This is a genomic window from Bradyrhizobium sp. 134, assembly GCF_023074155.1.
In the GTDB taxonomy this organism is placed as follows: domain Bacteria; phylum Pseudomonadota; class Alphaproteobacteria; order Rhizobiales; family Xanthobacteraceae; genus Bradyrhizobium.
Map to the genome: position 1 here is coordinate 735,259 of NZ_JADPKX010000053.1, position 21,304 is coordinate 756,562.

Genomic DNA, 21,304 nt, shown 5'->3' on the forward strand with positions numbered 1-21,304 from the left:
GCCTCAGAGACTCGCGATCACAGGCGCGAGCTCGAGCGACCCGCGATAGATCATCTCGAAGGCGACGTAAACGATGATGGCGAGGCCGACATAGCCGATCCAGCGCTGCTTCTGGAGCACGCGGCCGAGCAAATCGGCGGCGACGCCCATCAGCGCGACCGACAACAGCAGGCCGAAGGCGAGGATGTAGGGATGCTCGCGCGCAGCGCCCGCGACCGCGAGCACGTTGTCGAGCGACATCGAGACGTCGGCGGCGACGATCTGCACGGCCGCCTGCCTGAAGGTCTTTCGGGAGGCAGGCGCGGCGCGGCTGCCGCCATGGCTGAACGCGAGCTCGTTCGCGTGCGCGGACTGCTCGCGCAGCTCGCGCCACATCTTCCAGCACACCCAGAGCAGCAGCACGCCGCCGGCGAGCAACAGCCCGATCACTTGCAGAAGCTGGGTCGCGACGCCGGCAAAGACGATGCGCAAGACGGTGGCGGCTATGATGCCGACGACGATGGCGCGCCGGCGCTGCTCGGCCGGCAGGCCGGCTGCGGCAAGACCGATGACGACGGCATTGTCGCCGGCGAGCACGAGGTCGATCAGGACGACCTGAAGCAGCGCGGTCAGCGCTTCGGTGGTGATGAATTCAGTCATGATTGGTCATTTTTCGGTGCGGCAGGATCGAGCCATTGCGGCTTCTTCCGCTCGACCCAATCCAAAACCTTGCCGCGCGAGGATCGCAGTGCGGGAACGTCTTCTGCGAGCAAAGCAAGGCCGAGCGGGAGCATCCAGATTCCGAGCACCGGCAGGAAGGAGAGGACGCCGCCGACAATGAGCAGCGCGCCCGAGGGGATTCTCACCCAGCGGCTGGACGGCTTGAGCAGATAGGTGACGGTGTCACCCATACGTGGCGGGAGGCGACGGACGAGCTTGTCGAGGCGCGGGTCGCCGCCGGCCATCTGGCCGGTAGCACCCGCAGTCCCTGTCTTATCTTCGTCCGAAACTACGCTCATGCTTACTCCTCGGCGGCGATGCGTTGTTCGGCCCGCACTGCACCCGGCGCCACCTGCTTTGCGCGCGGCAGCACCAGCGTCAGCAGGCGCAACAGCTTGATCGCCTGCACTTCGTGGGGATGCACGTCCTCGTCGGCGGCCGCGACGCGCTCCGACAGTTCCATCAAATGAGCCGACAGCGGCAGGTCCGAAACCGGACGCAAGTTCTCGATCACCACATTGGCGAAATCCGGCTCCTCGAGTCGTTCGGCAAGCTCGTCGAACATGGCGTAGAGCCGGTCCTCCGATATGTGCGGCGCCAGCTTGCGATCCCGGATGAAACGGACGACCTCGTCGCGTTCGACCGGCGAAACTTGGCGGTCGGCAACCGCAACCAGCGCGCCGACGATCACCAGCGCCACCGCAGCCTGCTCGTTCAGGCTGGACGGCTCGGTGATCTCGATTTCGATCGGATTGGAATGCTTGGCGTCGGACATCGTTGCTCCCTTATCTTGCGAAATGACCGCACGGAGCTGCGATGGGGACGATTGGGTCGGAGAGACTCTCAAGAAGGCCCGACGATCGGCCGATCCATCGCATTCGCGCGGGACAGGTCATCCGACATCACGAGGTTTGCCGACAGCGTCGGCGTCCTCGCCAGAGGGGCCCGGATTCTTGTTCCTTCCACACATAAAGATGGGACTGTCGGAATCAAGGCGACGCGACTGCGACCAGCCGCCGCATCGGGTTCCGTGTGTTACCCCATCCGCTCGACAAGATGCGCCCGCGAGGCCGACGGCTCGAACCTGTCGCCGAAATACTGCGTCTCGTGCGCCACCAGGCCGTCGCGGAATTCCATGATGCTCACCACGTAAGACGGCACCCCGTCATAGGTCAGCACGAATTCGCTCACCCAGAGATCGTTACCGCCGACGATTCGCCGAACCGTGAAGCGCTTCTTGTTCGGTTGCACGAACCGGCTCTGCTGGATGTTGCTGCGACCGCGGATGCGCTCGCCGGATTGCGGATAGTCGAGCACCGCGTCCTCGCGATAGATGTGGTGCTCGGCCTCGAAATCGTTCGCGTCCGAAGCGTCCCAATGGCGCTGAAGCGCGGCCAGCTTGCCCTGATCATCCATCGTGGCCTCCCGTTGTCCCGACTGCGTTTTCGTTACGCCATCTCAGATTGGCCTCAAGGCCGCCGGTGGCAAGGCTTGCTCGCAACCTCTAACAACGACTAACGAGCCAAAAACGCCCTCTTGCTGCAAGGATGACGGCAGAACCGCGCAGCCAGATCGGGAACACGCAATGGCACGTCTGCTTTCAATCAATGTCGGCCTGCCGCGCGACGTCGCCTGGCAGGGTCGGACCGTCCACACCGGCATCTGGAAGGCGCAGGTCACAGGCCCGCGCAGGGTGCGCCGGCTCAACATCGATGGCGACGGCCAGGGCGATACGGCCGGTCATGGCGGCGAACATCGTGCCGTATTCGTCTATCAGGACGAATCCTATCGGTACTGGCAGGAGCATCTCGGTCGATCGAACCTCGTTCATGGCCAGTTCGGCGAGAACTTTACGGTCGAGGGCCTCGCCGACACCAACGTGTGCATCGGAGACCGCTACAGGATCGGCTCTGCCGTGTTCGAAGTGACGCAGCCGCGCGTCACCTGCTACCGGCTCGGCATTCGGATGGACGAGCCGGACATGGCCGCGCTGCTGGTCAGGCACGGGCGGCCGGGATTCTATTTCCGTGTGCTCGAGGAAGGCGACGTCGAAGCCGGTGACGAGATCAAACAGATCGCTGTGGGACCCGAGCGCATGAGCGTGTCCGAGGTCAATGCGCTGCTTTACCTGCCGCCTCATCCGCGCGAACGCCTGGAGCGCGCGCTGCGGATTCCCGCGCTGAGCCGCGGGTGGCAGCGTTCATTCGCGGCGCTGCTCGAGCAGCAGAAGGACAACAAGATCGCGGGAAACGCCGGACTTGGGCCGGCGGCGAGCCCTCCTCCGGCCTGGCGCGGATTCCGCTCATTTCGCGTGGCGCGCAAGATCGCCGAAAGCGGCAACGTGACGTCGCTGATCCTCGAACCCGCCGACGGACATCCCGTGGCGGCCGCCCTGCCCGGTCAATTCGTCGTCATCAGGCTCGAACCTTCCGCTGCGCAGGCGATGACGCGCAGCTATTCGCTGTCGAGCGGCGCCGATGCCGCGTCCTATCGCATCAGCGTCAAGCGCGAAGCGCACGGCGCCGCCAGCCGCTACATCGCCGACGAGCTGGTGGACGGCGCTGCCGTGCAGCTCGGTGCGCCACGCGGCAGTTTCACGCTCCGGCAAGATGCGCGCCCCGTCGTCCTGCTGAGCGCCGGCATCGGCGTCACCCCGGTACTCGCAATGCTCCACGCCCTCGCCGCCGAAGGCACGACGCGGGACGTGTGGTGGCTGCACGGCACCCGCAACGGCCGCGAACATGCATTCGCCGCCGAGGCGCGCGAGTTGCTAGGTGGGCTCTCTCGTCACCATAGCCACGTCTGCTACAGCGCGCCTGACCCGGACGATCGTCTCAATGTGGCGTTCGATACAGCCGGACATCTCGACGGACGCCTGCTCCAGACCCTGAGCGTGCCGCGTGACGGCGATTTCTATCTGTGCGGACCGGCAGCTTTCATGAGCGATCTGAAAGCTGGCCTCGCAACGCTGGGCATCGCACCGGATCGCATCCACACCGAATTGTTCGGCGCCGGACCATCCTTGACGCCCGGCATAGCGTCCTCCCCGCAGAAACGGGCGCACTCGCCGGTTGGCGCTCCTGGCCCCGGCCCGATGGTTTCGTTCGCCCGCAGCGGCCTCAACGTGTGCTGGGGACCGGCCTACGCCAGCCTGCTGGAATTGGCCGAAGCTTGCGACGTCCCCGTGCGCTGGTCGTGCCGGACCGGCGTCTGCCATAATTGCGAGAGCGGATTGATCGCGGGGACGGTCGACTATGCGCCGGATCCGCTCGATCCGCCGGCGGACGGCAATGTCCTGATCTGCTGCTCACGGCCCCGAAACGACGCCGTGATTGATCTGTAAAACTGGGAGAGCGTAATGCGACCTGACATGATACCGGGAGTAACCTTCCCCGATTACGAGCTCAGCGACCACACCGGCAAACATCGAAAGCTCTCCGAGCTGCAGGCGGGCGATCCGATGGTGCTCGTGCTCGGCCGCGGTGGATTTTGTCCCAAGGATCGCCGCCAGGCCGAAGGCTTGCTGCAACTCCATCGCGAAATGGAGGTGGGCTATTGCCGGATGGTCACGATCACGACCGACAATATCACCCAGACCAGTGAATATCGCAGCGGCGTCGGAGCGCACTGGCCCTTCCTCTCGGATTCGCGGCGCCTCGTTCAGAAAGATCTCGACATCGCCGAATACACCGACCCCGTCCATAATCCGATGATTCCGCACGTGGTCGTGCTCGAGCCCGGCCTTGTCATTCACAAGATCTATAACGGCTACTGGTTCTTCGGCCGTCCAACCGTCGAAGAACTCCGCCAGGACCTCAGGGCAGTCGGCATGAAGTGCCGGCCGGATTGGGACATCGCGGCGCCCGGCCTCAGGGCACTGTGGGACCAGGGCCGCAAGGAGCATTTTCATCCCTACGGCAAGGCTTACGTCGAAACTCTCGGCGAACGGGACTAGAACCACATTCCGACATCGTCCGCTCGGGCGAATGCCGGCTTGGAATGTGGATGATCCAGATGAAGACCAATCCTGCTCTCCGTGCCGACCGCATGGGCGCGCGCCAGATCTACGAGGCCTTGAGAGATCAGATCCTGGCGCGGGTGTACGGGATCGACGGGTTGCTGCCGTCCTCGCGCGCGCTGGCCGGCGAAATGGGCGTGGCACGCTCGACCGTCACGATCGCCTACGAACAGCTCGCCGCCGAGGGCTTCATCGAGACACGCCATGGCGCGCGGCCGCGGGTGGCCCGCGCCGTAGTCGAGCGGGGACACGCGCGCATCGTGTCGCGAGCGGCGGCGCGGAAGGTGCGGCTGTCGGCCTTCGGGGACCGATTGCTTCAAGACCCGCCGCGCTGGACCGAGCCGCCGCGCGGGCTTGTCGCGAACTTCCGCTATGGCGAGCTCGCGCCGTCGGATTTCCCGGTAGTGGCCTGGAAGAAGGCCGTGACTGCCGCGATGGCGCGCAAGCCCGAGCGGCTGGCCTATGACGATCCCTGCGGCGCGCTGCGGCTGCGGACCGCACTCCAAGGCTATCTCTGGCGGTCGCGCAGCGTCCGCTGCGAGGTCGATCAGATCGTCGTCGTCAATGGCTCGCAGCAGGGCCTCGACATCTGCGCGCGCCTGCTGCTCGACGCCGGCGACCGCTTCGTGATGGAGGATCCCGGCTACCAGATGGCGCGGCACACCTTTGCGGCGACGGGCGCGGAGACGATCCCGATCCCGGTCGACGCGGATGGACTGGAGACCACGCGGCTCGACGGCGTCGAAGCCCGCCTCGCCTATGTCACGCCGTCGCACCAATATCCGCTCGGCGGCGTCATGCCGATCGGACGCCGGCACCAATTGCTCGCCTGGGCCAGGGCAAACGACGCCTACGTGATCGAGGACGATTACGACAGCGAGTATCGCTACGACACGAAGCCGATCCCGCCCCTGCACGCGCTGGCAGGCGGCGGCAATGTGATCTATCTCGGCACCGTCTCCAAGACGCTCTCGCCGACCTTGCGGATCGGCTATCTTGTTGTGCCCGCCGCCCTGCGATCCCTGTTCGCCGCGGCCAAGCAGATCATGGACCGGCACACGCCGCTGATCGAACAGGATGCCCTCGCGTCGATGCTTGAAAGCGGCGCCTATGACGGCCACATCAGGCGCGTGCGCCGGCGCAACGCCGAACGCCAGCGCACGCTGCTCGACGCGCTTCGCCGCCGGTTCGGGGATCGCGTCCGGATCGAGGGCACTGCCGCCGGCCTGCACATCGTGGCGTGGTTCGATAATCTGCCGCAGAAGCGAGAGGACGCGTTGATCAAGGCGGCCCATGCCAAGGGCGTCGGCATCTATCCCGTCTCGGCACTGTTCGTCGGACCTCGCCGACCGCGGAAGACAATCGGCCTCGTCATGGGCTATTCGGCACTGGAGGTGTCACAGATCGAGCGCGGCTGCAGGCTTCTTGCACAGGCCGTCGCCGAACTGGACTGATCAAATAGACGATAACTGGCCGTTTCTTACAGGCCAGATTCCGGCTATCTCCAGACCAACATCGGAGATAGACCATGTACATCCCTCCCGCCTTCAAGGACGACATCGAGAGCATCCGGGCGACCATTCACGGCGCGCGCCTCGCCAGTCTGGTCACGGCCACCAGCGAAGGCCCGGTCGCCACGCCGCTGCCGCTCTTTCTCGACGAGGGCGAAGGCGAGCATGGCGTGCTGTACGGACATGTGGCGAAAGCCAATCCGCAATGGAAACTGCCGCCGATCGGAGATGCGCTGGCGATCTTTGGCGGTCCCGACGCCTATGTGACGCCGTCCTGGTACGCGACCAAGCAGGAAACCGAAAAGGTCGTGCCGACCTGGAACTACGTCGCCGTGCATGCCTACGGCCCAGTCGAATTCTTCCAGGACCCCGAGCGCCTGCTCGAGATCGTGACGCGGCTCACGAACAGGCATGAAGGATCGCGTGCCAGGCCTTGGGCCGTTACGGATGCCCCTGCCGATTTTATCGCCGCGCAGTTGCGCGGAATCGTCGGCGTGCGCATTCCCGTCGTGCGGTTCGAAGGCAAGCGCAAGATGAGCCAGAACCGTCCCGAGGCCGACCGCGTCGGCGTCGCACAAGGTCTCGCAGCGAGCGAGAATGCAGATGATCGCGAAGTTGCGCCATTGATTCCGGTTCCGGTGTAGTGGCCACCTGGTTCCCGACACTCGCTGTCGGGAACCATCGTCCTGTCAGGTTCGTTGATACATTTCAGCAAGCATCTCCTGACAGGATTCCCATGTGTCGCTGGATCGCATACCGGGGCGAGACCACGTCTTTCGAACCCTACGTCACCGAGCCCGAGCATTCGCTGATCGCGCAAAGCATCCGCTCGCTCCAGTCGACCGCCGGCTCGAATGGCGACGGCTTTGGTCTCGGCTGGTACGGCGAGCATCCGGAGCCTGGTCTTTATCGTGAAACACGCCCGGCCTGGTCGGACGAGAATCTCCGCTACCTCTGCCGCCATTTGCGCTCGCATCTGTTCTTCGCCCATGTGCGCGCCGCCACCGGCACGGCAGTGACGCGGCAGAACTGCCATCCCTTTGCCTGCGGCCAGTGGATGTTCATGCACAACGGCTTCGTCGGCAGCTGGAATCGCCTGCGGCGCAAGGTCGAGGCGCTGATCCCCGATGCCTACTACCCCTCGCGGACAGGCACGACCGATTCGGAAGCCGTGTTTCTCGCCATGATGGGCGCGGGACTCGATGCCGATCCACTCGGCGCTACGCATCGCGTGCTGCGGTCCCTCGTCGGCCTCGTCAACGAAGGCGAGCTTCGTGAGCGGCTCCGCTTCACCAGCGCCATCGCCAACGGCCGGGATCTCTATGCCTTCCGGGTCGCCGTCAACGATGCCGCCAACACGCTGTATTTCCGCGAGGCCGGCGGCCAAGTCATCGTGGTGTCCGAGCCGTTCGACAAGGAAACGGACTGGACAGAAGTGCCCCCGAATCACGCGCTGGTCGCACGTGCGTCCGAAAGCGCGAAAATTGTTCCGTTCGACCTTGCAATTTCCGGTGGGGCCGACGCGGAACCCGCCCCTGTCAGAAGGATTATCGCCCGCAGGTAAATACCTTGGCCGGGTGGCACAATGACATTTGCATCAGACGTTTTGAAACTTCTGCGGCTCGATTCCTCGGAAGACAAGCAGCACCTCGTCATTCGCTCCGCCGGCGGGCGCGGCAAAGCCGCGGAATATTCGTTCGGCATCGAGGAGGAATACTTCCTCGCCGATCGGCGCAGCCTTGAGGTCGCGATCCAGACCCCGAATGAGCTTTTCGAATCTGCGAACTGGTCCACCGGCGGCCAGGCGATGCGGGAGATGTTGCAGTCGCAGCTCGAGGTCGCCACCAACGTTCATGTCGACGTCGCCGACGCGCGCGAAGAGCTTCGCTTCCTGCGTCGCGAAGTCGCAAACGTCGCGGCACAATACGGCTTCGTGATCATGGCCTGCGGCACACATCCGACCGCGGTCTGGCGGTTGTCGCAGCCGAGCCCGAAGCCGCGCTACGAGGAGATGATCGAGGATCTGCGCAGCATCGGCCACCGCAACCTGATGTGCGGCATGCATGTCCACGTCCAGCTGCCCGATCCGGAGAAGCGCATGGCGGTGATGCGAGCGATGCTGCCGCATCTGCCGTTGTTTATCGCCCTGTCGGCCTCCTCCCCGTTCTGGAATTCACACAAGACCGGGCTGAAGGGCTATCGGCTCGCCGCCTATTCCGAGCTGCCGCGCACCGGCCTGCCAGAATTGTTCGAGAGCAGGCAGGATTACGACGAATATGTCGGCGCGTTGCAGCGCTCCGGCGTGATCCCCGATGAAAGCCACATCTGGTGGGCCATGCGCCCCTCCATGAAGCACCCGACCCTCGAGCTGCGTGCGCCCGATACCTGCACCTTCGTCGACGACGCCGTTGCCATTGCCTCGCTCTATCGTTGCCTGACCCGCTATCTCTACCTGCGGCCTCATCTGTCGAAAGAGGTCACCGCGGTGGAACGCGCGATCGCGGTGGAGAACAAATGGCGCGCCCAGCGCTACGGCACCGATTGCATCTTTGCCTCCAAGGACGGGCCGGTCGAGATCTCCGAGCTGCTCTCCCGCGTGATCGAGGACATCGCCGAAGACGCCGCCGCGCTGAACTGCGCCGCCGAGGTCGAACACTGTCGTACCATCGTCGAACGTGGCAGCTCGGCTGAATTCCAGCTTCGTGCCTTCCGCGACAATGCGGAGGACATCGCCGCGGTGTCGCGCTGGATCGCAGACGCGACGATCTCGGGGACGAGCACCCCGGCCGCAGGCGTCGCTGCGCCCTCATAGCGCCCGCGCAAGCTTCGGGAGCAACGATGTCGCTCCTGAATCCGGAAAGTCGCGGAGAGAACCATGAATCGCGTCAAATGTTGCGCCGGCTGTGGCCATGGCCTCATTCCGATGCTCTCGACCAAAGGTCGCGCGGAGCTCAGCTGCCTGTGGTGCGAGCTCATCGAGGCGCGTGCAGTGGACATGGCGAAATGGGCTGACAGCCCGTACGGCAAGCCCGAGCGGACCCTCCGTCGATCTTTCGAATGAACGGCTTCAGACATCCGGCCGCCGACTTCCTCTGATCGGCGCGGCTGCACGTCCGCGCCAGGATGCCGACAAATTAGACAAGACACGTTTCGTCGTCAGGTTTGCAGACCGGGCGAACATGGCCATGCAGGCTGGCGAAACGTGTCAGCTAACCTCAGGTGCAACCTCGATTTTTCCTCGCGTGGCGGCTCGTCGCGAAGCCTCCGTGCCGCGCGGCTCCTCGACTGGCCCAGAATTCGCAAGGCAGCATCAGGCCTGATCCCTGCTCTCCCGATTGCAGCAGCAAGATGCGTGCGCCGAGAGACCGGGTGAGCGGTCTAGAATCGGAGAATGCCATGAACGTGCATGCCGCCGGCGATCTCAAAATCACCGGCCTCACCCGTCCGAACGGCGCCCCCCTTCGCCTCAACGCTCAGGAGTTTGTGGCGATCGACCGCGACCGGAATGCGACGTTCGAGGCAACGTACCGGCCGCAAGCCCTCTACAATCGCGCCAACGAGGGCTTTCACGCCAACAACGAAACCTTCCTGCTGCACGAAGTCGCGACCAATCTGCCGATCTATCTGCCCGACACCGGTCCCACCGATTTCCACCTTCATCTGCCACCGGGCGGCTTCCAGCTCGTGCTGGTCACCTCGGGCGCGTTCACCTTCGACTATGATGGGCGCTTCTACAATGTCGGCCCCGGCGCGGTGATGCTGCAAAGCGCGATCGTGCACCGCCAGCTGTTCTACACTTGGTCGGGACTGTCGACCGAAGAGAATTTGAAGACGCCGCAGACGGTGGTGCCGGATCCGATCTCCATGGGCTATTCGGGCAAATTCCTCGAAGCGTTCATCACTGACCCGACGACGTTTCCAAACCCAACCATCGTCGGTCCCGACCAGATCAACGAGGCCGAGACGCCGCGTGTGGCCTGGAGCCATTCCCTGCACGATCGCCCGGTGGATGCAGGCTTCTGGCTTCAAGACCCCTTGGCGCTCGACGCGCTGTTCAAGCCGCTCACCGACAGCCCGATCAAATCGGCCATGCCGGTTTACGTGCGCGATATCGGGATCGAAGTCCCGAGCGGCCATCTCGTCACCGGCCACATCATCGCAACCGATCCGCGCGGCCAATCGCTCTTGCCCAAGAGCACGTCGGCGGCAGCTGACACCACATGCCTCGACAAGGGCGAGGTCGTGATCTACCGCGTGATCCGCGGCACGGCCGAATTCAAGAACAAGACTGGTGAGACCTTTGAGCTCACGGCCGGCGACGTGGTGACAGCGGGCAAGAACGCCACAAGTCTCGTCGGCGTGGGTGAGAACACGCAGGTCCTTCGGCTCGGCCTCCTCAAAGGCATGAACGACCTGCGCAGCTGGACGCCGACGCAACGCGACGAGATCGACGGCCTCGCCGGTCAGATCATCACACAGAAGGACATCCGTCCCCTGCGCACCGAGGGCAAGCCAGTCGGTTACCTCTACGGCTGAGCGGAGCTACTCCGCCGCCTGGCGGACGTGGCGTGCGGTCGGTGTGCGCATGGTGACGAGCTCTTCGGCCGCGCTCGGATGCAGCGCGATCGTCGCATCGAAATCGGCCTTGGTCGCCTTCATCTTCACCGCAATCGCGACCGCCTGCGTGATCTCGGCCGCGGCATCGCCGACGATGTGACAGCCGAGCACGCGGTCGGTTGAACCGTCGACGACGAGCTTCATCAGCACGCGGGTATCGCGGCCCGACATCGTCGCCTTGATGGGGCGGAACGTGGTCTTGTAAATATCGACATGGCTGAATTGCGCGCGCGCCTCGGTCTCGGTGAGGCCGACGGTGCCGACCTCCGGCTGCGAGAACACGGCGGTCGGGATGTTGGCGTGATCCACCTGCACCTCGCGCTTGCCGAACACGGTGTCGGCGAACGTGTGGCCCTCGCGGATCGCGACCGGCGTCAGGTTGAAGCGATGGGTGACGTCGCCGATCGCATAGATGCTGTCGACCGAGCTCTTCGAGAAATGGTCGACCGCGATGCCGCCGTTCCGCGGGTTGATGGCGACGCCGGCCTTCTCCAGGCCGAGATTGGCGACGGCGGGATGGCGGCCGATCGCGAACATCACCTGGTCGGAGGCGAGGCTCGATCCGTTCGACAGATGCGTGGTGAATTCCTCGCCGTGGCGATCGACCCTCGCCACCGTGCAGCCGGTGAGGATGGTGATGCCCTGCTTCTCCATCTCGGCGCGGACGTGGGCGCGAACATCCTCGTCAAAACCGCGAAGAATGTTGTCGCCGCGATAGATCACCGTGACGTCGGAGCCGAAGCCGGCGAAGATGCCGGCGAACTCCAGCGCGATGTAGCCGCCGCCCTGGATCACGATCCGCTTCGGCAGCCTGGTTAGGTGAAACGCCTCGTTGGAGGAGATCACGTGCTCGATGCCGGGAATCGGAGCGCCATGATTGGGCGCGCCGCCGGTAGCGATCAAAATGTATTTTGCGGTGATCTTCTTGTCGTTCTCGAGCAGGCGGACGGTGTGCTTGTCCTCGATCACCGCGCGGCTCTTGACGATTTGCGCGCCTGACTTCTCGACATTGGCGGTATAAGCCGCCTCCAGACGCGCGATCTCCTTGTCCTTGTTGGCGATCAGCGTCGGCCAGTCGAAGGTCGCAGGCGGAACGGTCCAGCCAAAACCGGCGGCGTCCTCGATCTCATGGCGGAAATGCGAGCCGATGACGAACAGCTTCTTCGGCACGCAGCCGCGGATCACGCAGGTCCCGCCCATGCGGTACTCTTCCGCGATCATCACGCGGGCGCCGTAACCGGCCGCGATGCGGGCGGCACGCACGCCGCCCGAACCGCCACCGATGACAAAGAGGTCGACGTCGAATTCAGCCATTGTCCACTCCGACCTCTTCAGAACATGATCCGGATTCTGATCAGATAGGGACTGTCAGATTTCCTTGCCACGCTTGCGCATCTCGGCGCGGAAGTTGCCCATCACGGTCTCGGAGAAGTTCTGGGCCCAGGAGTTCATGAAGGCCATGCTCAGCCCGATGGCGCGCGGCTCGGCCTCGATCAGCTTCTTGCCCAGCGGCGACTTGTAGAAAGTGACGAGATCCTTCAGCTCCTGCTCGGTAAACTCGCTGGCATAGACCTGCGCCATGCCATCGCCGATTTCGCTTTCGCGGCCCTTGAGCTGCTGGGCTACGATCTGGGCGACCTCGGTGAGGTCCTTCTGGTAGTTGAGGTTCTGCTGGATCAGCGCGATCTTGGTCTTATCGACCAGGCCAGGCACGGCGTTGGCGTACATCGCACTGGCGTTCTTGATCGTCAGGATCTCCTTGGCCGCCGCCACGGCGGCCGGCGACGATTTCGGCGCCGCTGCCTGCTGGGCCCCGGCCGGGGCGACCGAGAGGGCCAGTCCCACAGCGAGGGTCACGACCGGCAACAATTTCAAAACGCTCTTCATTCCTAGTCTCCTTTCGGCTTTCGCCGTTCAATCACGCGAATTCCCTCGCCACCGGCCAAAACAGCCGAGCTGGCCAAGCCAATGAACAAACCATGCTCGACGACGCCGGGGATCGCGCTCAACGCCGTGGCGAGGCGGGCGGGATCCTCAATCTTTTCGAGCTGGGCATCGACGATCCAGTGGCCGCCATCGGTGACGAAAACGTGGCCGTCCTTGCCCTTGCGGACCGCCATCTGCCCGGAAACGCCGCATTCCGCAAACGCCTTCTCGATCGCGCGTCGCGTTGCGCCGAGCCCGAACGGGATGACTTCGATCGGTAGCGGAAAGCGGCCGAGTGTCGGCACCCATTTGGTGTCGTCGGCAATCACGATCATGCGATCCGAGGCGGCCGCCACGATCTTCTCGCGCAACAGCGCGCCGCCGCCGCCCTTGATCAGATTGAGTTCTGTGTCGATCTCGTCGGCGCCGTCGACGGTGATGTCGAGATGGTCGATCTCGTCCAGCGTGGTCAGCGGCACGCCGCAGCGAATTGCATCGAGGCGCGTCGCCTCGGAGGTCGGCACGCCGATCACTTTCAGTCCGGCGCGGACCCGCTCGCCGAGCAGCTCGACGAAATGTTTTGCGGTCGAGCCGGTGCCGAGCCCGAGCTGCATGCCGTCTCGGACGTCCTCGAGGGCGCGCGCCGCAGCCTGCCGCTTCAACTGGTCCATGTTCACGTTTGCGCCGTCCCTGAATTACGAGTGTGCTGCCCGATAGGCTTGCGGCGGCTTGTGTAGCCTCGTTTTCCCTCGGAGAACAGGGTCTGGGGGAACAGGCCTCCGGGCCCACCTTATAAGGTGATCTTATGGCTTCGGCCCTTGCGCGGGCGGGGCCGGGCCGGTAGCGCTGGACCATGACCTCCTCCCACACCATCGTCTTCGATCTCGACGGCACCCTTGTGGATACGGCGCCCGACCTGATCACTGCGCTCAATTACGTGCTCGACCGCGAAGGGCTGCCGCCCGTGCCGATGGCCTCGGCCCGCAACATGATCGGCGCCGGCGCCCGCAAGCTGATCGAGCGGGGGCTGGAGGCCGAGGGCCGCAGCGTCACGGTTGCCGACATGGACCGGATGACGGCCGATTTCATCGCCTATTACGCCGACAATATCGCCGTCGAATCCCGGCCCTTCGAGGGGCTGGAGGCCGCGCTCGACCATTTTGCGGCCCAGGGCCATCGCCTCGCGGTCTGCACCAACAAGCTGGAATGGTTGTCGAAGCGCCTGCTGGACCAGCTCGACCTGAGCCGGCGCTTCGCGGCGATCTGCGGCGCTGACACTTTTGGCGTCCAGAAGCCCGATCCGACCATTTTCCGGGAAACGGTGGCGCGGGCCGGCGGCGAGGTCAAAGCCAGCATCATGGTCGGCGATGCCGGACCCGACGTCGGCGTGGCCCGGCGCGCCGGAGTTCCCGTGATCGGGGTCAGCTTCGGCTATACGGACGTGCCGATCGCCGAGCTGAAGCCGGACCGGCTGATCCATCACATGCGCGACCTTCCGGCCGCCGCCAGCAGCCTGATGACTGCGCAGGAAGCTGTCAAGTAGCTGAGATAACTTGATTATTCCGCAGAATCCCGCGTTAACCATCTACTAACTAAGCGCGGCCGGCCGGTTGCTTGCTTAGAACGACGCTCCTAACTTCGCCCGGGGATGTGGCGGTTCGTCGCACTAGGTGGATGTCATGCGTCGTGTCATCTCGTTTGCGTTAGCTGGAGTAAGCGTCATCGGGGCAACAAGTCTTGCCGGCTGCTCCTCAATGTCTTCGACTTCCTGGGACATGTTCAAATCGGCCCCGCCGACCGTTCAGGTCCGGCTCGAATCCAATCCCCCGGGCGCTGACGCCACGACCTCACTGGGTGCAGGCTGCAAGACCCCCTGCTCCGTGTCGGTTCCCGCCCCCGAGGTCCCCTTCACGGTCGCTTTCGCGCTGCCGAAATACCAGCCGGTGAGCGTGCCAGTGAACGTCATCAGGAATTCCGGCGACTTCACCACCCCCGCCTCGGTCACCACCGACCCCAACCCGATTTTCGCGGAGCTCCAGCCGGCCGTTCCGCCGAAACCGGTCCGCAAGCCGCACCGGCCGAAGAGGCCGAAACCGGTGGCGCCCGCCGCTGCCCCGGCTGCTGCCGCACCGGCCGCGGGCTCGCCGTTCCCCGATCCGAACACCGGCAATCGCTGACCTCCGTCATCCCCCCAATTGTCTCTGACGCGTTCGATACTTAGATTGCTTCCAGGACGCCGCTGAAGCAAAACTGCTGGCGTTGCCGCAAGTGACAAGGCATTTGGTATGAACGGACTTTACCCGAGCCCCCGCGCCGCGCTGTCGAGCGCGATGACCGATCCGTTCGGACGGACCATCTCGTATTTGCGCGTCTCCGTCACCGACCGCTGCGACCTGCGCTGCTTCTACTGCATGTCGGAAGACATGACGTTCCTGCCCAAGGCGGACCTGCTGACGCTGGAGGAACTCGACCGGCTCTGCTCGGCCTTCATCGCCAAGGGCGTGAAGAAGCTGCGGCTCACCGGCGGCGAACCGCTGGTCCGCCGCAACGTGATGACGCTGGTGCGCTCGCTGTCGCGGCATCTCAAGAGCGGCGCGCTGAGCGAGCTGACGCTGACCACCAACGGCACCCAGCTTGCGAAATACGCCAGCGAGCTCGCCGATTGCGGCGTCCGCCGCATCAACGTCTCGCTCGACACGCTCGACCCGCAGAAGTTTCGCGAGATCACCCGGTGGGGCGAGATCGACAAGGTGCTGGAGGGCATCGAGGCGGCGCGCGCTGCGGGCCTCGCGGTCAAGATCAACGCCGTTGCGCTGAAGAACCTCAACGAGGACGAACTTCCCGACCTGATGCGCTGGGCCCACGGCAAGAGCATGGGGCTGACGCTGATCGAGGTCATGCCGATGGGCGAGATCGGATCGGGACGGATCGATCAGTATCTGCCGCTGTCGCTGGTGCGCGCGCGCCTCGCCCAGCAGTTCACGCTGACGGATCTGGCCGAGAGCACCGGCGGGCCGGCGCGCTATGTCAGCATCGCCGAGACCGGCGGCAAGCTCGGCTTCATCACCCCGATGACTCATAATTTCTGCGAATCCTGCAATCGCGTGCGCGTCACCTGCACGGGAACGTTGCACACCTGCCTCGGCCACGAGGATGCCTCCGATTTGCGCAAACCTCTGCGTGCATCGGACGACGATTCGCTGCTTGCGGATGCGATCGACCGCGCCATTGGGCTCAAGCCCAAGGGCCATGACTTCATCATCGACCGCCGCCACGACCGTCCCAGCGTCAGCAGGCACATGAGCGTCACCGGCGGCTAGCATCGGTCTGCCGGCCGCGGCTTATTCCCCTTAACTATCAACAAACTTCCGATTGACTGGCGGCAAACTCGCTGGTTTGGTGCGGCTGCCTCATGCCTGCGCGGCGAGACAAGCCAACGCGCCACTCGGCGCAGTCAAGACGGCCGGGGCAAATCGGGGAGGACCAATCTTGCAAGCGCTCCTGAAGCTGAGCAATGGAATTGACGCGTTCACACGTTGGACCGGCAAGCGTCTGGCTTGGCTGATCCTGCTCGCCGTGATCATCTCGGCGCTGAACGCGATCATTCGAAAGACGTTGGACACGTCCTCCAACTCGTGGCTCGAGCTGCAATGGGTGCTTTTCAGCATCGTGTTCCTGCTGTGCGCGTCCTGGACGCTGCTCGACAACGAGCACATCCGGATCGACATCTTCAACAGCATGATGCCGAAGCGGGCTCGCAACATCATCGACATCATCGGGCACATCTTCTTCCTGATCCCGCTGACCGTTGTCATGATCGTCACCGGGGTACCGTTCTTCCTGCGCTCGCTCCAGATCAACGAGCAATCCGGCAACGCCGGCGGCCTGCCGCAATGGCCGGCCAAGTCGCTGATCATGGTCGGCTTCGCCCTCCTGCTCGTTCAAGGCATCTCCGAGCTGATCAAGCGGATCGCCATCATGCGCGGCATGATCCCGGACCCACACGAGTCGCAGGTGTCCGCACTGGAGGCCGAGGTCGAGCACCTCGTCGAAGCGATCGAAAAGAAGTAGCCGTTGGCGACGGTTTAGGGGGAAGTCATGACCGCGTTTATTATCGCCAATCTGGCGCCCATCATGTTCGCGACGCTCGTCGTCGTGCTGCTGCTCGGCTATCCGGCGGCATTTTCGCTCGGCGCCGTCGGCTTGTTCTTCGCCATCATCGGCGTTGAGCTCGGACAATTCCACCCGGACTTTCTCCAGGCCCTGCCGGAGCGCGTCTACGGCGTGATGAACAACGACACGCTGCTCGCCATTCCCTTCTTCACCTTCATGGGACTGGTGCTCGAGCGCTCCGGCATGGCGGAGGATCTGCTCGACACCATCGGTCAGTTGTTCGGCACCATCCGCGGCGGCCTCGCCTACGCGGTGGTGTTCGTCGGTGCCCTGCTCGCGGCGACGACCGGCGTCGTGGCGGCTTCGGTGATCTCGATGGGCCTGATCTCACTGCCGATCATGCTGCGGTACGGCTATGACCGCCGCGTGGCGACCGGCATCATCGCGGCCTCCGGCACGCTGGCGCAGATCATCCCACCCTCGCTCGTTCTGATCGTGATGGCCGACCAGCTCGGCAAGTCGGTCGGCGACATGTACGAGGGCGCGTTTATTCCGGGCTTGGTGCTCGCGGCCCTCTACGCGGGGTACGCGTTCCTCGTGACCTTGATTTTCCCGAACGCCGCTCCGGGCCTGCCGAAGGAAGCCATCGGCTTCCGCGAGGAAAGCGGTGACCGCGGCCTGAGGTCGCTGGGCGTGCTGTTCCTGGCGAGCTGCGTGTTTGGCTGGTTCATGATGCGGAATTCGGAGACCCACGGCGCCGACTTCGTCGTGCTCAGCATGTTCTTCGGCATCCTCTTCGCCTTCTTCGTCGCGATCGCGAACTGGGCCATCGACAAGCTCACGGGCTTCCGTTTCCTCTCGAAGATGGCGCAACAGACCACCTTCGTCATGGTGCCGCCGCTGTTCCTGATCTTCCTGGTGCTGGGCACGATCTTCATCGGTGTCGCGACGCCCACCGAAGGCGGTGCGATGGGCGCAGCCGGCGCCCTCATTCTCGGTGCCATGAAACGTCGGCTGACCTGGGACCTCGTTCGTCAGGCGGTCGAATCGACGGCAAAGCTCTCCGCCTTCGTCGTCTTCATCCTGGTCGGGGCACGCGTATTCTCGCTCACCTTCTACGGCGTCAGTGGCCACGTCTGGGTCGAGCACCTGCTGACCTCCCTACCCGGCGGCCAGGTTGGCTTCCTGATCTTCGTCAACGCGTTCGTGTTCGTGCTGGCGTTCTTCCTCGACTTCTTCGAGCTCGCCTTCATCGTGATCCCGCTGCTCGGGCCCGCGGCGGAGCATCTCGGCATCGACCTGATCTGGTTCGGCGTCATTCTCGGCGTCAACATGCAGACGTCGTTCATGCACCCGCCGTTCGGATTTGCGCTGTTCTATTTGCGCTCGGTCGCGCCAAAGGAACGTTATACCGATCGCGTCACCGGCAAACGCATGGAGCCGGTCACGACAGGACAGATCTATTGGGGCGCGGTTCCGTTCGTCGTCATCCAGCTCATCATGGTGCTGCTGGTGATCACGTTCCCGTCGATGGTGATGCACTACAAGGGCGTGCAGTCCACAGTCGATCCCAACAGCATCAAGATCGATATTCCCCAGATCGATCTGCCGCCGCTCGACTTCGGCCAGCCGAAGCAATAGCGCCCGGCCCGTCCGCAAAAAAGAACCCGGAGCTTTCGCTCCGGGTTCTTTCGTTTGGGCCGATCGCGCCCGGCGATCAGCTCTGCGAATTGCGCGCCATGAAGTTGTCATAGCCGACTTCGGCGACCTGGAACCACTGATATCCGTTGTTCGAGAACGCGGTCAGCGATTCATAGACCTTCTTGAAGTCCGGATTGGTGGCCGAGACTTCGGTGTGCAGCTCCTTGGATGCCTTGAAGCAGGCCTGCATGACCTCGGGCGAGAACGGATGCAGCTTGGCGCCGGCCGCGAGCAGGCGCCGCAGCGCCGGCGGATTGGCCTGGTCATACTTCGCCATCATCCAGTTGTTGGCGTAGTGCCCTGCCTGCTCGAGGATGCTCTGATAGTGCTTCGGCAGCGCATTCCACTTGTCCTGGTTGACGAAGGCGAGAAGCATGGGCCCGCCTTCCCACCAGCCCGGGAAGTAATAATGCGGCGCGACTTTCACGAAGCCGAGCTTCTCGTCGTCATACGGTCCGACCCATTCGGCAGCGTCGATGGTGCCCTTCTCCAGCGCCGGATAAATGTCGCCTCCGGCGATCTGCTGCGGCACCGCGCCGAGTTTGGCCATCACTTTTCCGGCGAAGCCGCCGATGCGGAATTTCAACCCGCTGAAGTCCTGGGGCGTCTTGACCTCCTTGCGGAACCAGCCACCCATCTGACAGCCGGTGTTGCCGGCAAGCAGCGAGACGACGTTGTACTTCTTGTAGAACTCGTTGAGGATCTCCCTGCCGCCGCCCAGTGTGTACCAGGCCTGGTTGATGCGCATGTTCGGTCCGAACGGCACCGACGATCCGAAGGTGAAGGTCGGGTCCTTGCCAAAATAATAGTAGGACGCGGTGTGGCCGATTTCGCAGGTGCCGTTCTGCACGGCATCGAGCACCTGGAGGCCCGGCACGATCTCGCCGCCGGCAAATGTCTGAATCTGGAATTTGTTGTCGGTCGCTTCCGCGACCATCTTGGCCATCATCTCGGCACCGCCATAGAGCGTATCGAGTGATTTCGGCCAGCTCGTCGGCATGCGCCATTTGATCTCGGGCGTCGTCTGCGCGATCGCTGGAGCGGCGAGCGTCGCGACACCCGCCGCACCAAGCCCGGTGACCTTGATGAAATCTCGTCTTTTCATGATTTCCTACCCTGATGGATTGTGACGGTGGGCCTTCTTGTTGAGGCTTGGAGGCCAGCATGGAACATGTGTCGTCCGATTTCCATCCCTCACGATGTGAGGGACGAAAATGCCCAGCTCCGCGCCCTCCGGTCCTACGACTTTAGGCTTAGACGGCCAGCGGCCCTACCCCCACATGATGTCCGCCTGGGCGGTGCCTGACGGGTGCGCCGGGCGCGTGACAAGCGTCGGAAACACGGGCATACCGCGTCATCCCCCCAACCTAAGGCCGTCGCGCATGTCTCGATCGCACCCTGCTCCATCGCTCGTTGGTCCGTTGATCGCGTCGCTCTGGCTGGCCTGTGCTGCAATGCCGGCCCATGCCGAGCCCAGCGCGAATGTCATGGCCGACGTCCATGCGCTGGCGCAAAAGGAGCAGCAGCCGCTGCTCGACACGCTGCGCGATCTCGTCAGCATCGAATCCGGCAGCAAGGATGTCGAAGGCCTGAACCAGATCGCCGAGCGCGTTGCCGGCCAGCTCAAGCAGCTCGGCGGCACGGTGCAAATCCTGCAACCCACAGACGTCTATCGCCTCGACGACACACCCGAGAAGATCGGCCCGGCCGTACACGCCGTATTCAAGGGCACAGGCAGCAAGAAGATCATGCTGATCGCCCACATGGACACCGTGTACCTGAAAGGCATGCTGAAGGATCAACCGTTCCGCATCGACGGCGACAAGGCCTACGGCCTCGGCATTGCCGACGACAAGCAGGGCGTCGCGCTCATTCTCCACACCGTTGCGTTGCTGCAGAAGCTGAGCTTCCGGGATTACGGCACGCTCACGGTGCTCACCAACGGCGACGAGGAGATCTCCTCACCGGGCTGGCGCAGCACCATCACCAGATTCGCCTCGGATCAGGACGTGGTGTTCTCGTTTGAAGGCGGCGGCACCGACGGCACGCTGCGGCTGGCCACCAGCGGTATCGGCTCGGCCTATCTCACGGTGCAGGGCAAGTCCTCGCATGCGGGCTCACGGCCCGAGGGCGGCGTCAACGCGCTGTACGAACTCTCGCACCAGCTGCTGCAGATGAAGGACCTGTCCAAGCCAGAGCAGGGCCTGAAACTGAACTGGACGGTCTCCAAGGCCGGCACCAACCGCAACGTCATCCCGGCGGAGGCCACGGCCCAGGCCGACGCACGTGCACTCAAGGTCGCCGATTTCGACGAGCTCGAGAAGACACTTCAGGAGAAGATCAAAAATCACCTGCTGCCCGATTCCAAGGTCGCGCTGAAATTCGAGGTGCGCCGCCCGCCGCTTGAGGCCAACGACGCCTCACGTCGCGTCGCAGCCCACGGCAAGACGATCTATGGGGAGCTCGGACTGCCCCTCAAGATCGACGAGAAAGCGATCGGCGGCGGCACCGACGCGGCGTTTGCCGCGCTGAAGACCAACGCAGCCGTCGTGGAAGGCATGGGCCTGTCGGGCTTCGGCGCGCATTCCAACGATGCCGAATATGTGCAGCTCAACAGCATCGTGCCGCGTCTCTATCTGACCACGCGCATGATCATGGATTTGTCCACCGGCAAGCTGAAATAGCCGTCGCTTTCGCCTTCTCCCCTCATGTCCGCCGA

22 protein-coding genes are annotated in these 21,304 nt (G+C 63.9%); 14 read left to right on the forward strand and 8 right to left on the reverse strand.

Annotated features, from left to right (window positions below):
- Positions 1–3: 3 nt before the first annotated feature.
- The 4 genes from IVA75_RS24415 to IVA75_RS24430 form a co-directional block, all read right to left on the reverse strand.
- Positions 4–639 carry a TerC family protein gene (locus tag IVA75_RS24415; protein ID WP_247286694.1) on the reverse strand — a complete coding sequence of 212 codons (636 nt, stop codon included), beginning with the start codon at positions 637–639 and terminating at the stop codon, positions 4–6.
- Positions 636–998, reverse strand: coding sequence for a hypothetical protein (locus tag IVA75_RS24420; protein ID WP_027569423.1), 363 nt, complete (start codon positions 996–998; stop codon positions 636–638). The genes IVA75_RS24415 and IVA75_RS24420 overlap by 4 nt, the downstream gene beginning before the upstream one ends.
- Positions 999–1,000: 2 nt before the next feature.
- On the reverse strand, positions 1,001–1,474 hold the full coding sequence (locus tag IVA75_RS24425; RefSeq protein WP_027569422.1) for a tellurite resistance TerB family protein: 474 nt from the start codon (positions 1,472–1,474) through the stop codon (positions 1,001–1,003).
- 260 nt (positions 1,475–1,734) lie between these two features.
- On the reverse strand, positions 1,735–2,115 hold the full coding sequence (locus IVA75_RS24430) for a nuclear transport factor 2 family protein (protein WP_247286695.1): 381 nt from the start codon (positions 2,113–2,115) through the stop codon (positions 1,735–1,737).
- A gap of 169 nt (positions 2,116–2,284) precedes the next feature.
- Here IVA75_RS24430 and IVA75_RS24435 point away from each other — a divergent pair, with 169 nt between their 5' ends.
- From IVA75_RS24435 to IVA75_RS24470, 8 genes are all read left to right on the forward strand, one after another.
- Positions 2,285–4,042: an MOSC and FAD-binding oxidoreductase domain-containing protein gene (locus tag IVA75_RS24435; protein ID WP_247286698.1), complete on the forward strand. Its 1,758-nt coding sequence runs from the start codon at positions 2,285–2,287 to the stop codon at positions 4,040–4,042.
- Between the two features lie 15 nt (positions 4,043–4,057).
- Positions 4,058–4,654, forward strand: a complete 597-nt coding sequence (locus IVA75_RS24440) for a redoxin domain-containing protein (RefSeq protein ID WP_247286700.1) — start codon at positions 4,058–4,060, stop codon at positions 4,652–4,654.
- Positions 4,655–4,704: 50 nt separating this feature from the next.
- Entirely contained in the window at positions 4,705–6,171 is a 1,467-nt protein-coding gene (locus tag IVA75_RS24445; RefSeq protein ID WP_247286702.1) for a PLP-dependent aminotransferase family protein, read from the forward strand.
- Positions 6,172–6,245: 74 nt separating this feature from the next.
- Entirely contained in the window at positions 6,246–6,872 is a 627-nt protein-coding gene (locus IVA75_RS24450; protein ID WP_247286704.1) for an FMN-binding negative transcriptional regulator, read from the forward strand.
- A 92-nt stretch (positions 6,873–6,964) separates the two neighbouring features.
- Positions 6,965–7,792: a class II glutamine amidotransferase gene (locus tag IVA75_RS24455; protein WP_247286706.1), complete on the forward strand. Its 828-nt coding sequence runs from the start codon at positions 6,965–6,967 to the stop codon at positions 7,790–7,792.
- A 21-nt stretch (positions 7,793–7,813) separates the two neighbouring features.
- On the forward strand, positions 7,814–9,040 hold the full coding sequence (locus IVA75_RS24460; RefSeq protein WP_247286708.1) for a carboxylate-amine ligase: 1,227 nt from the start codon (positions 7,814–7,816) through the stop codon (positions 9,038–9,040).
- Positions 9,041–9,103: 63 nt separating this feature from the next.
- Positions 9,104–9,289, forward strand: coding sequence for a hypothetical protein (locus IVA75_RS24465; protein ID WP_247286711.1), 186 nt, complete (start codon positions 9,104–9,106; stop codon positions 9,287–9,289).
- A 335-nt stretch (positions 9,290–9,624) separates the two neighbouring features.
- Positions 9,625–10,764, forward strand: coding sequence for a glucuronate isomerase (locus tag IVA75_RS24470; protein ID WP_247286712.1), 1,140 nt, complete (start codon positions 9,625–9,627; stop codon positions 10,762–10,764).
- 6 nt (positions 10,765–10,770) lie between these two features.
- Here the strand turns inward: IVA75_RS24470 and gor are convergent, their stop codons facing one another.
- The 3 genes from gor to rpiA are packed head-to-tail and all read right to left on the reverse strand — an operon-like array spanning position 10,771 to position 13,448.
- Positions 10,771–12,159 (reverse strand): glutathione-disulfide reductase, encoded by a 1,389-nt coding sequence (gene gor / locus IVA75_RS24475; protein WP_247286713.1) that lies wholly within the window; start codon positions 12,157–12,159, stop codon positions 10,771–10,773.
- A 54-nt stretch (positions 12,160–12,213) separates the two neighbouring features.
- Entirely contained in the window at positions 12,214–12,732 is a 519-nt protein-coding gene (locus IVA75_RS24480; protein ID WP_027569412.1) for a DUF2059 domain-containing protein, read from the reverse strand.
- Between the two features lie 2 nt (positions 12,733–12,734).
- Entirely contained in the window at positions 12,735–13,448 is a 714-nt protein-coding gene (gene rpiA, locus IVA75_RS24485) for a ribose-5-phosphate isomerase RpiA (protein ID WP_247286714.1), read from the reverse strand.
- A 176-nt stretch (positions 13,449–13,624) separates the two neighbouring features.
- Here rpiA and IVA75_RS24490 point away from each other — a divergent pair, with 176 nt between their 5' ends.
- The 5 genes from IVA75_RS24490 (at position 13,625) to IVA75_RS24510 (ending at position 18,525) form a co-directional block, all read left to right on the forward strand.
- Positions 13,625–14,314, forward strand: coding sequence for an HAD-IA family hydrolase (locus IVA75_RS24490; RefSeq protein ID WP_247286715.1), 690 nt, complete (start codon positions 13,625–13,627; stop codon positions 14,312–14,314).
- Positions 14,315–14,450: 136 nt separating this feature from the next.
- Positions 14,451–14,948, forward strand: a complete 498-nt coding sequence (locus IVA75_RS24495; protein ID WP_247286716.1) for a hypothetical protein — start codon at positions 14,451–14,453, stop codon at positions 14,946–14,948.
- A 108-nt stretch (positions 14,949–15,056) separates the two neighbouring features.
- A complete protein-coding gene (gene moaA / locus IVA75_RS24500) occupies positions 15,057–16,091 on the forward strand; it encodes a GTP 3',8-cyclase MoaA (protein ID WP_027569409.1) in 1,035 nt (344 codons plus the stop codon).
- A gap of 169 nt (positions 16,092–16,260) precedes the next feature.
- Positions 16,261–16,842 carry a TRAP transporter small permease subunit gene (locus IVA75_RS24505; protein WP_027569408.1) on the forward strand — a complete coding sequence of 194 codons (582 nt, stop codon included), beginning with the start codon at positions 16,261–16,263 and terminating at the stop codon, positions 16,840–16,842.
- Positions 16,843–16,869: 27 nt separating this feature from the next.
- Positions 16,870–18,525, forward strand: a complete 1,656-nt coding sequence (locus IVA75_RS24510; protein WP_027569407.1) for a TRAP transporter large permease subunit — start codon at positions 16,870–16,872, stop codon at positions 18,523–18,525.
- Between the two features lie 76 nt (positions 18,526–18,601).
- Here the strand turns inward: IVA75_RS24510 and IVA75_RS24515 are convergent, their stop codons facing one another.
- Positions 18,602–19,690, reverse strand: a complete 1,089-nt coding sequence (locus IVA75_RS24515; RefSeq protein WP_027569406.1) for a TRAP transporter substrate-binding protein — start codon at positions 19,688–19,690, stop codon at positions 18,602–18,604.
- A gap of 277 nt (positions 19,691–19,967) precedes the next feature.
- On the opposite strand from IVA75_RS24515, the gene IVA75_RS24520 reads away from it, so the two are divergent.
- Positions 19,968–21,269: a M20/M25/M40 family metallo-hydrolase gene (locus tag IVA75_RS24520; RefSeq protein ID WP_247286717.1), complete on the forward strand. Its 1,302-nt coding sequence runs from the start codon at positions 19,968–19,970 to the stop codon at positions 21,267–21,269.
- Positions 21,270–21,304 lie beyond the last annotated feature (35 nt).

What these genes read in the sequence shown, in the direction of transcription:
- IVA75_RS24415 (WP_247286694.1), bottom strand. Translation starts at nt 639, where the DNA reads ATGACTGAATTCATCACCACCGAAGCGCTGACCGCGCTGCTTCAGGTC.
- IVA75_RS24420 (WP_027569423.1), bottom strand. Translation starts at nt 998, where the DNA reads ATGAGCGTAGTTTCGGACGAAGATAAGACAGGGACTGCGGGTGCTACC.
- IVA75_RS24425 (WP_027569422.1), bottom strand. Translation starts at nt 1,474, where the DNA reads ATGTCCGACGCCAAGCATTCCAATCCGATCGAAATCGAGATCACCGAG.
- IVA75_RS24430 (WP_247286695.1), bottom strand. Translation starts at nt 2,115, where the DNA reads ATGGATGATCAGGGCAAGCTGGCCGCGCTTCAGCGCCATTGGGACGCT.
- IVA75_RS24435 (WP_247286698.1), top strand. Translation starts at nt 2,285, where the DNA reads ATGGCACGTCTGCTTTCAATCAATGTCGGCCTGCCGCGCGACGTCGCC.
- IVA75_RS24440 (WP_247286700.1), top strand. Translation starts at nt 4,058, where the DNA reads ATGCGACCTGACATGATACCGGGAGTAACCTTCCCCGATTACGAGCTC.
- IVA75_RS24445 (WP_247286702.1), top strand. Translation starts at nt 4,705, where the DNA reads ATGATCCAGATGAAGACCAATCCTGCTCTCCGTGCCGACCGCATGGGC.
- IVA75_RS24450 (WP_247286704.1), top strand. Translation starts at nt 6,246, where the DNA reads ATGTACATCCCTCCCGCCTTCAAGGACGACATCGAGAGCATCCGGGCG.
- IVA75_RS24455 (WP_247286706.1), top strand. Translation starts at nt 6,965, where the DNA reads ATGTGTCGCTGGATCGCATACCGGGGCGAGACCACGTCTTTCGAACCC.
- IVA75_RS24460 (WP_247286708.1), top strand. Translation starts at nt 7,814, where the DNA reads ATGACATTTGCATCAGACGTTTTGAAACTTCTGCGGCTCGATTCCTCG.
- IVA75_RS24465 (WP_247286711.1), top strand. Translation starts at nt 9,104, where the DNA reads ATGAATCGCGTCAAATGTTGCGCCGGCTGTGGCCATGGCCTCATTCCG.
- IVA75_RS24470 (WP_247286712.1), top strand. Translation starts at nt 9,625, where the DNA reads ATGAACGTGCATGCCGCCGGCGATCTCAAAATCACCGGCCTCACCCGT.
- gor (WP_247286713.1), bottom strand. Translation starts at nt 12,159, where the DNA reads ATGGCTGAATTCGACGTCGACCTCTTTGTCATCGGTGGCGGTTCGGGC.
- IVA75_RS24480 (WP_027569412.1), bottom strand. Translation starts at nt 12,732, where the DNA reads ATGAAGAGCGTTTTGAAATTGTTGCCGGTCGTGACCCTCGCTGTGGGA.
- IVA75_RS24490 (WP_247286715.1), top strand. Translation starts at nt 13,625, where the DNA reads ATGACCTCCTCCCACACCATCGTCTTCGATCTCGACGGCACCCTTGTG.
- IVA75_RS24495 (WP_247286716.1), top strand. Translation starts at nt 14,451, where the DNA reads ATGCGTCGTGTCATCTCGTTTGCGTTAGCTGGAGTAAGCGTCATCGGG.
- moaA (WP_027569409.1), top strand. Translation starts at nt 15,057, where the DNA reads ATGAACGGACTTTACCCGAGCCCCCGCGCCGCGCTGTCGAGCGCGATG.
- IVA75_RS24510 (WP_027569407.1), top strand. Translation starts at nt 16,870, where the DNA reads ATGACCGCGTTTATTATCGCCAATCTGGCGCCCATCATGTTCGCGACG.
- IVA75_RS24515 (WP_027569406.1), bottom strand. Translation starts at nt 19,690, where the DNA reads ATGAAAAGACGAGATTTCATCAAGGTCACCGGGCTTGGTGCGGCGGGT.
- IVA75_RS24520 (WP_247286717.1), top strand. Translation starts at nt 19,968, where the DNA reads ATGTCTCGATCGCACCCTGCTCCATCGCTCGTTGGTCCGTTGATCGCG.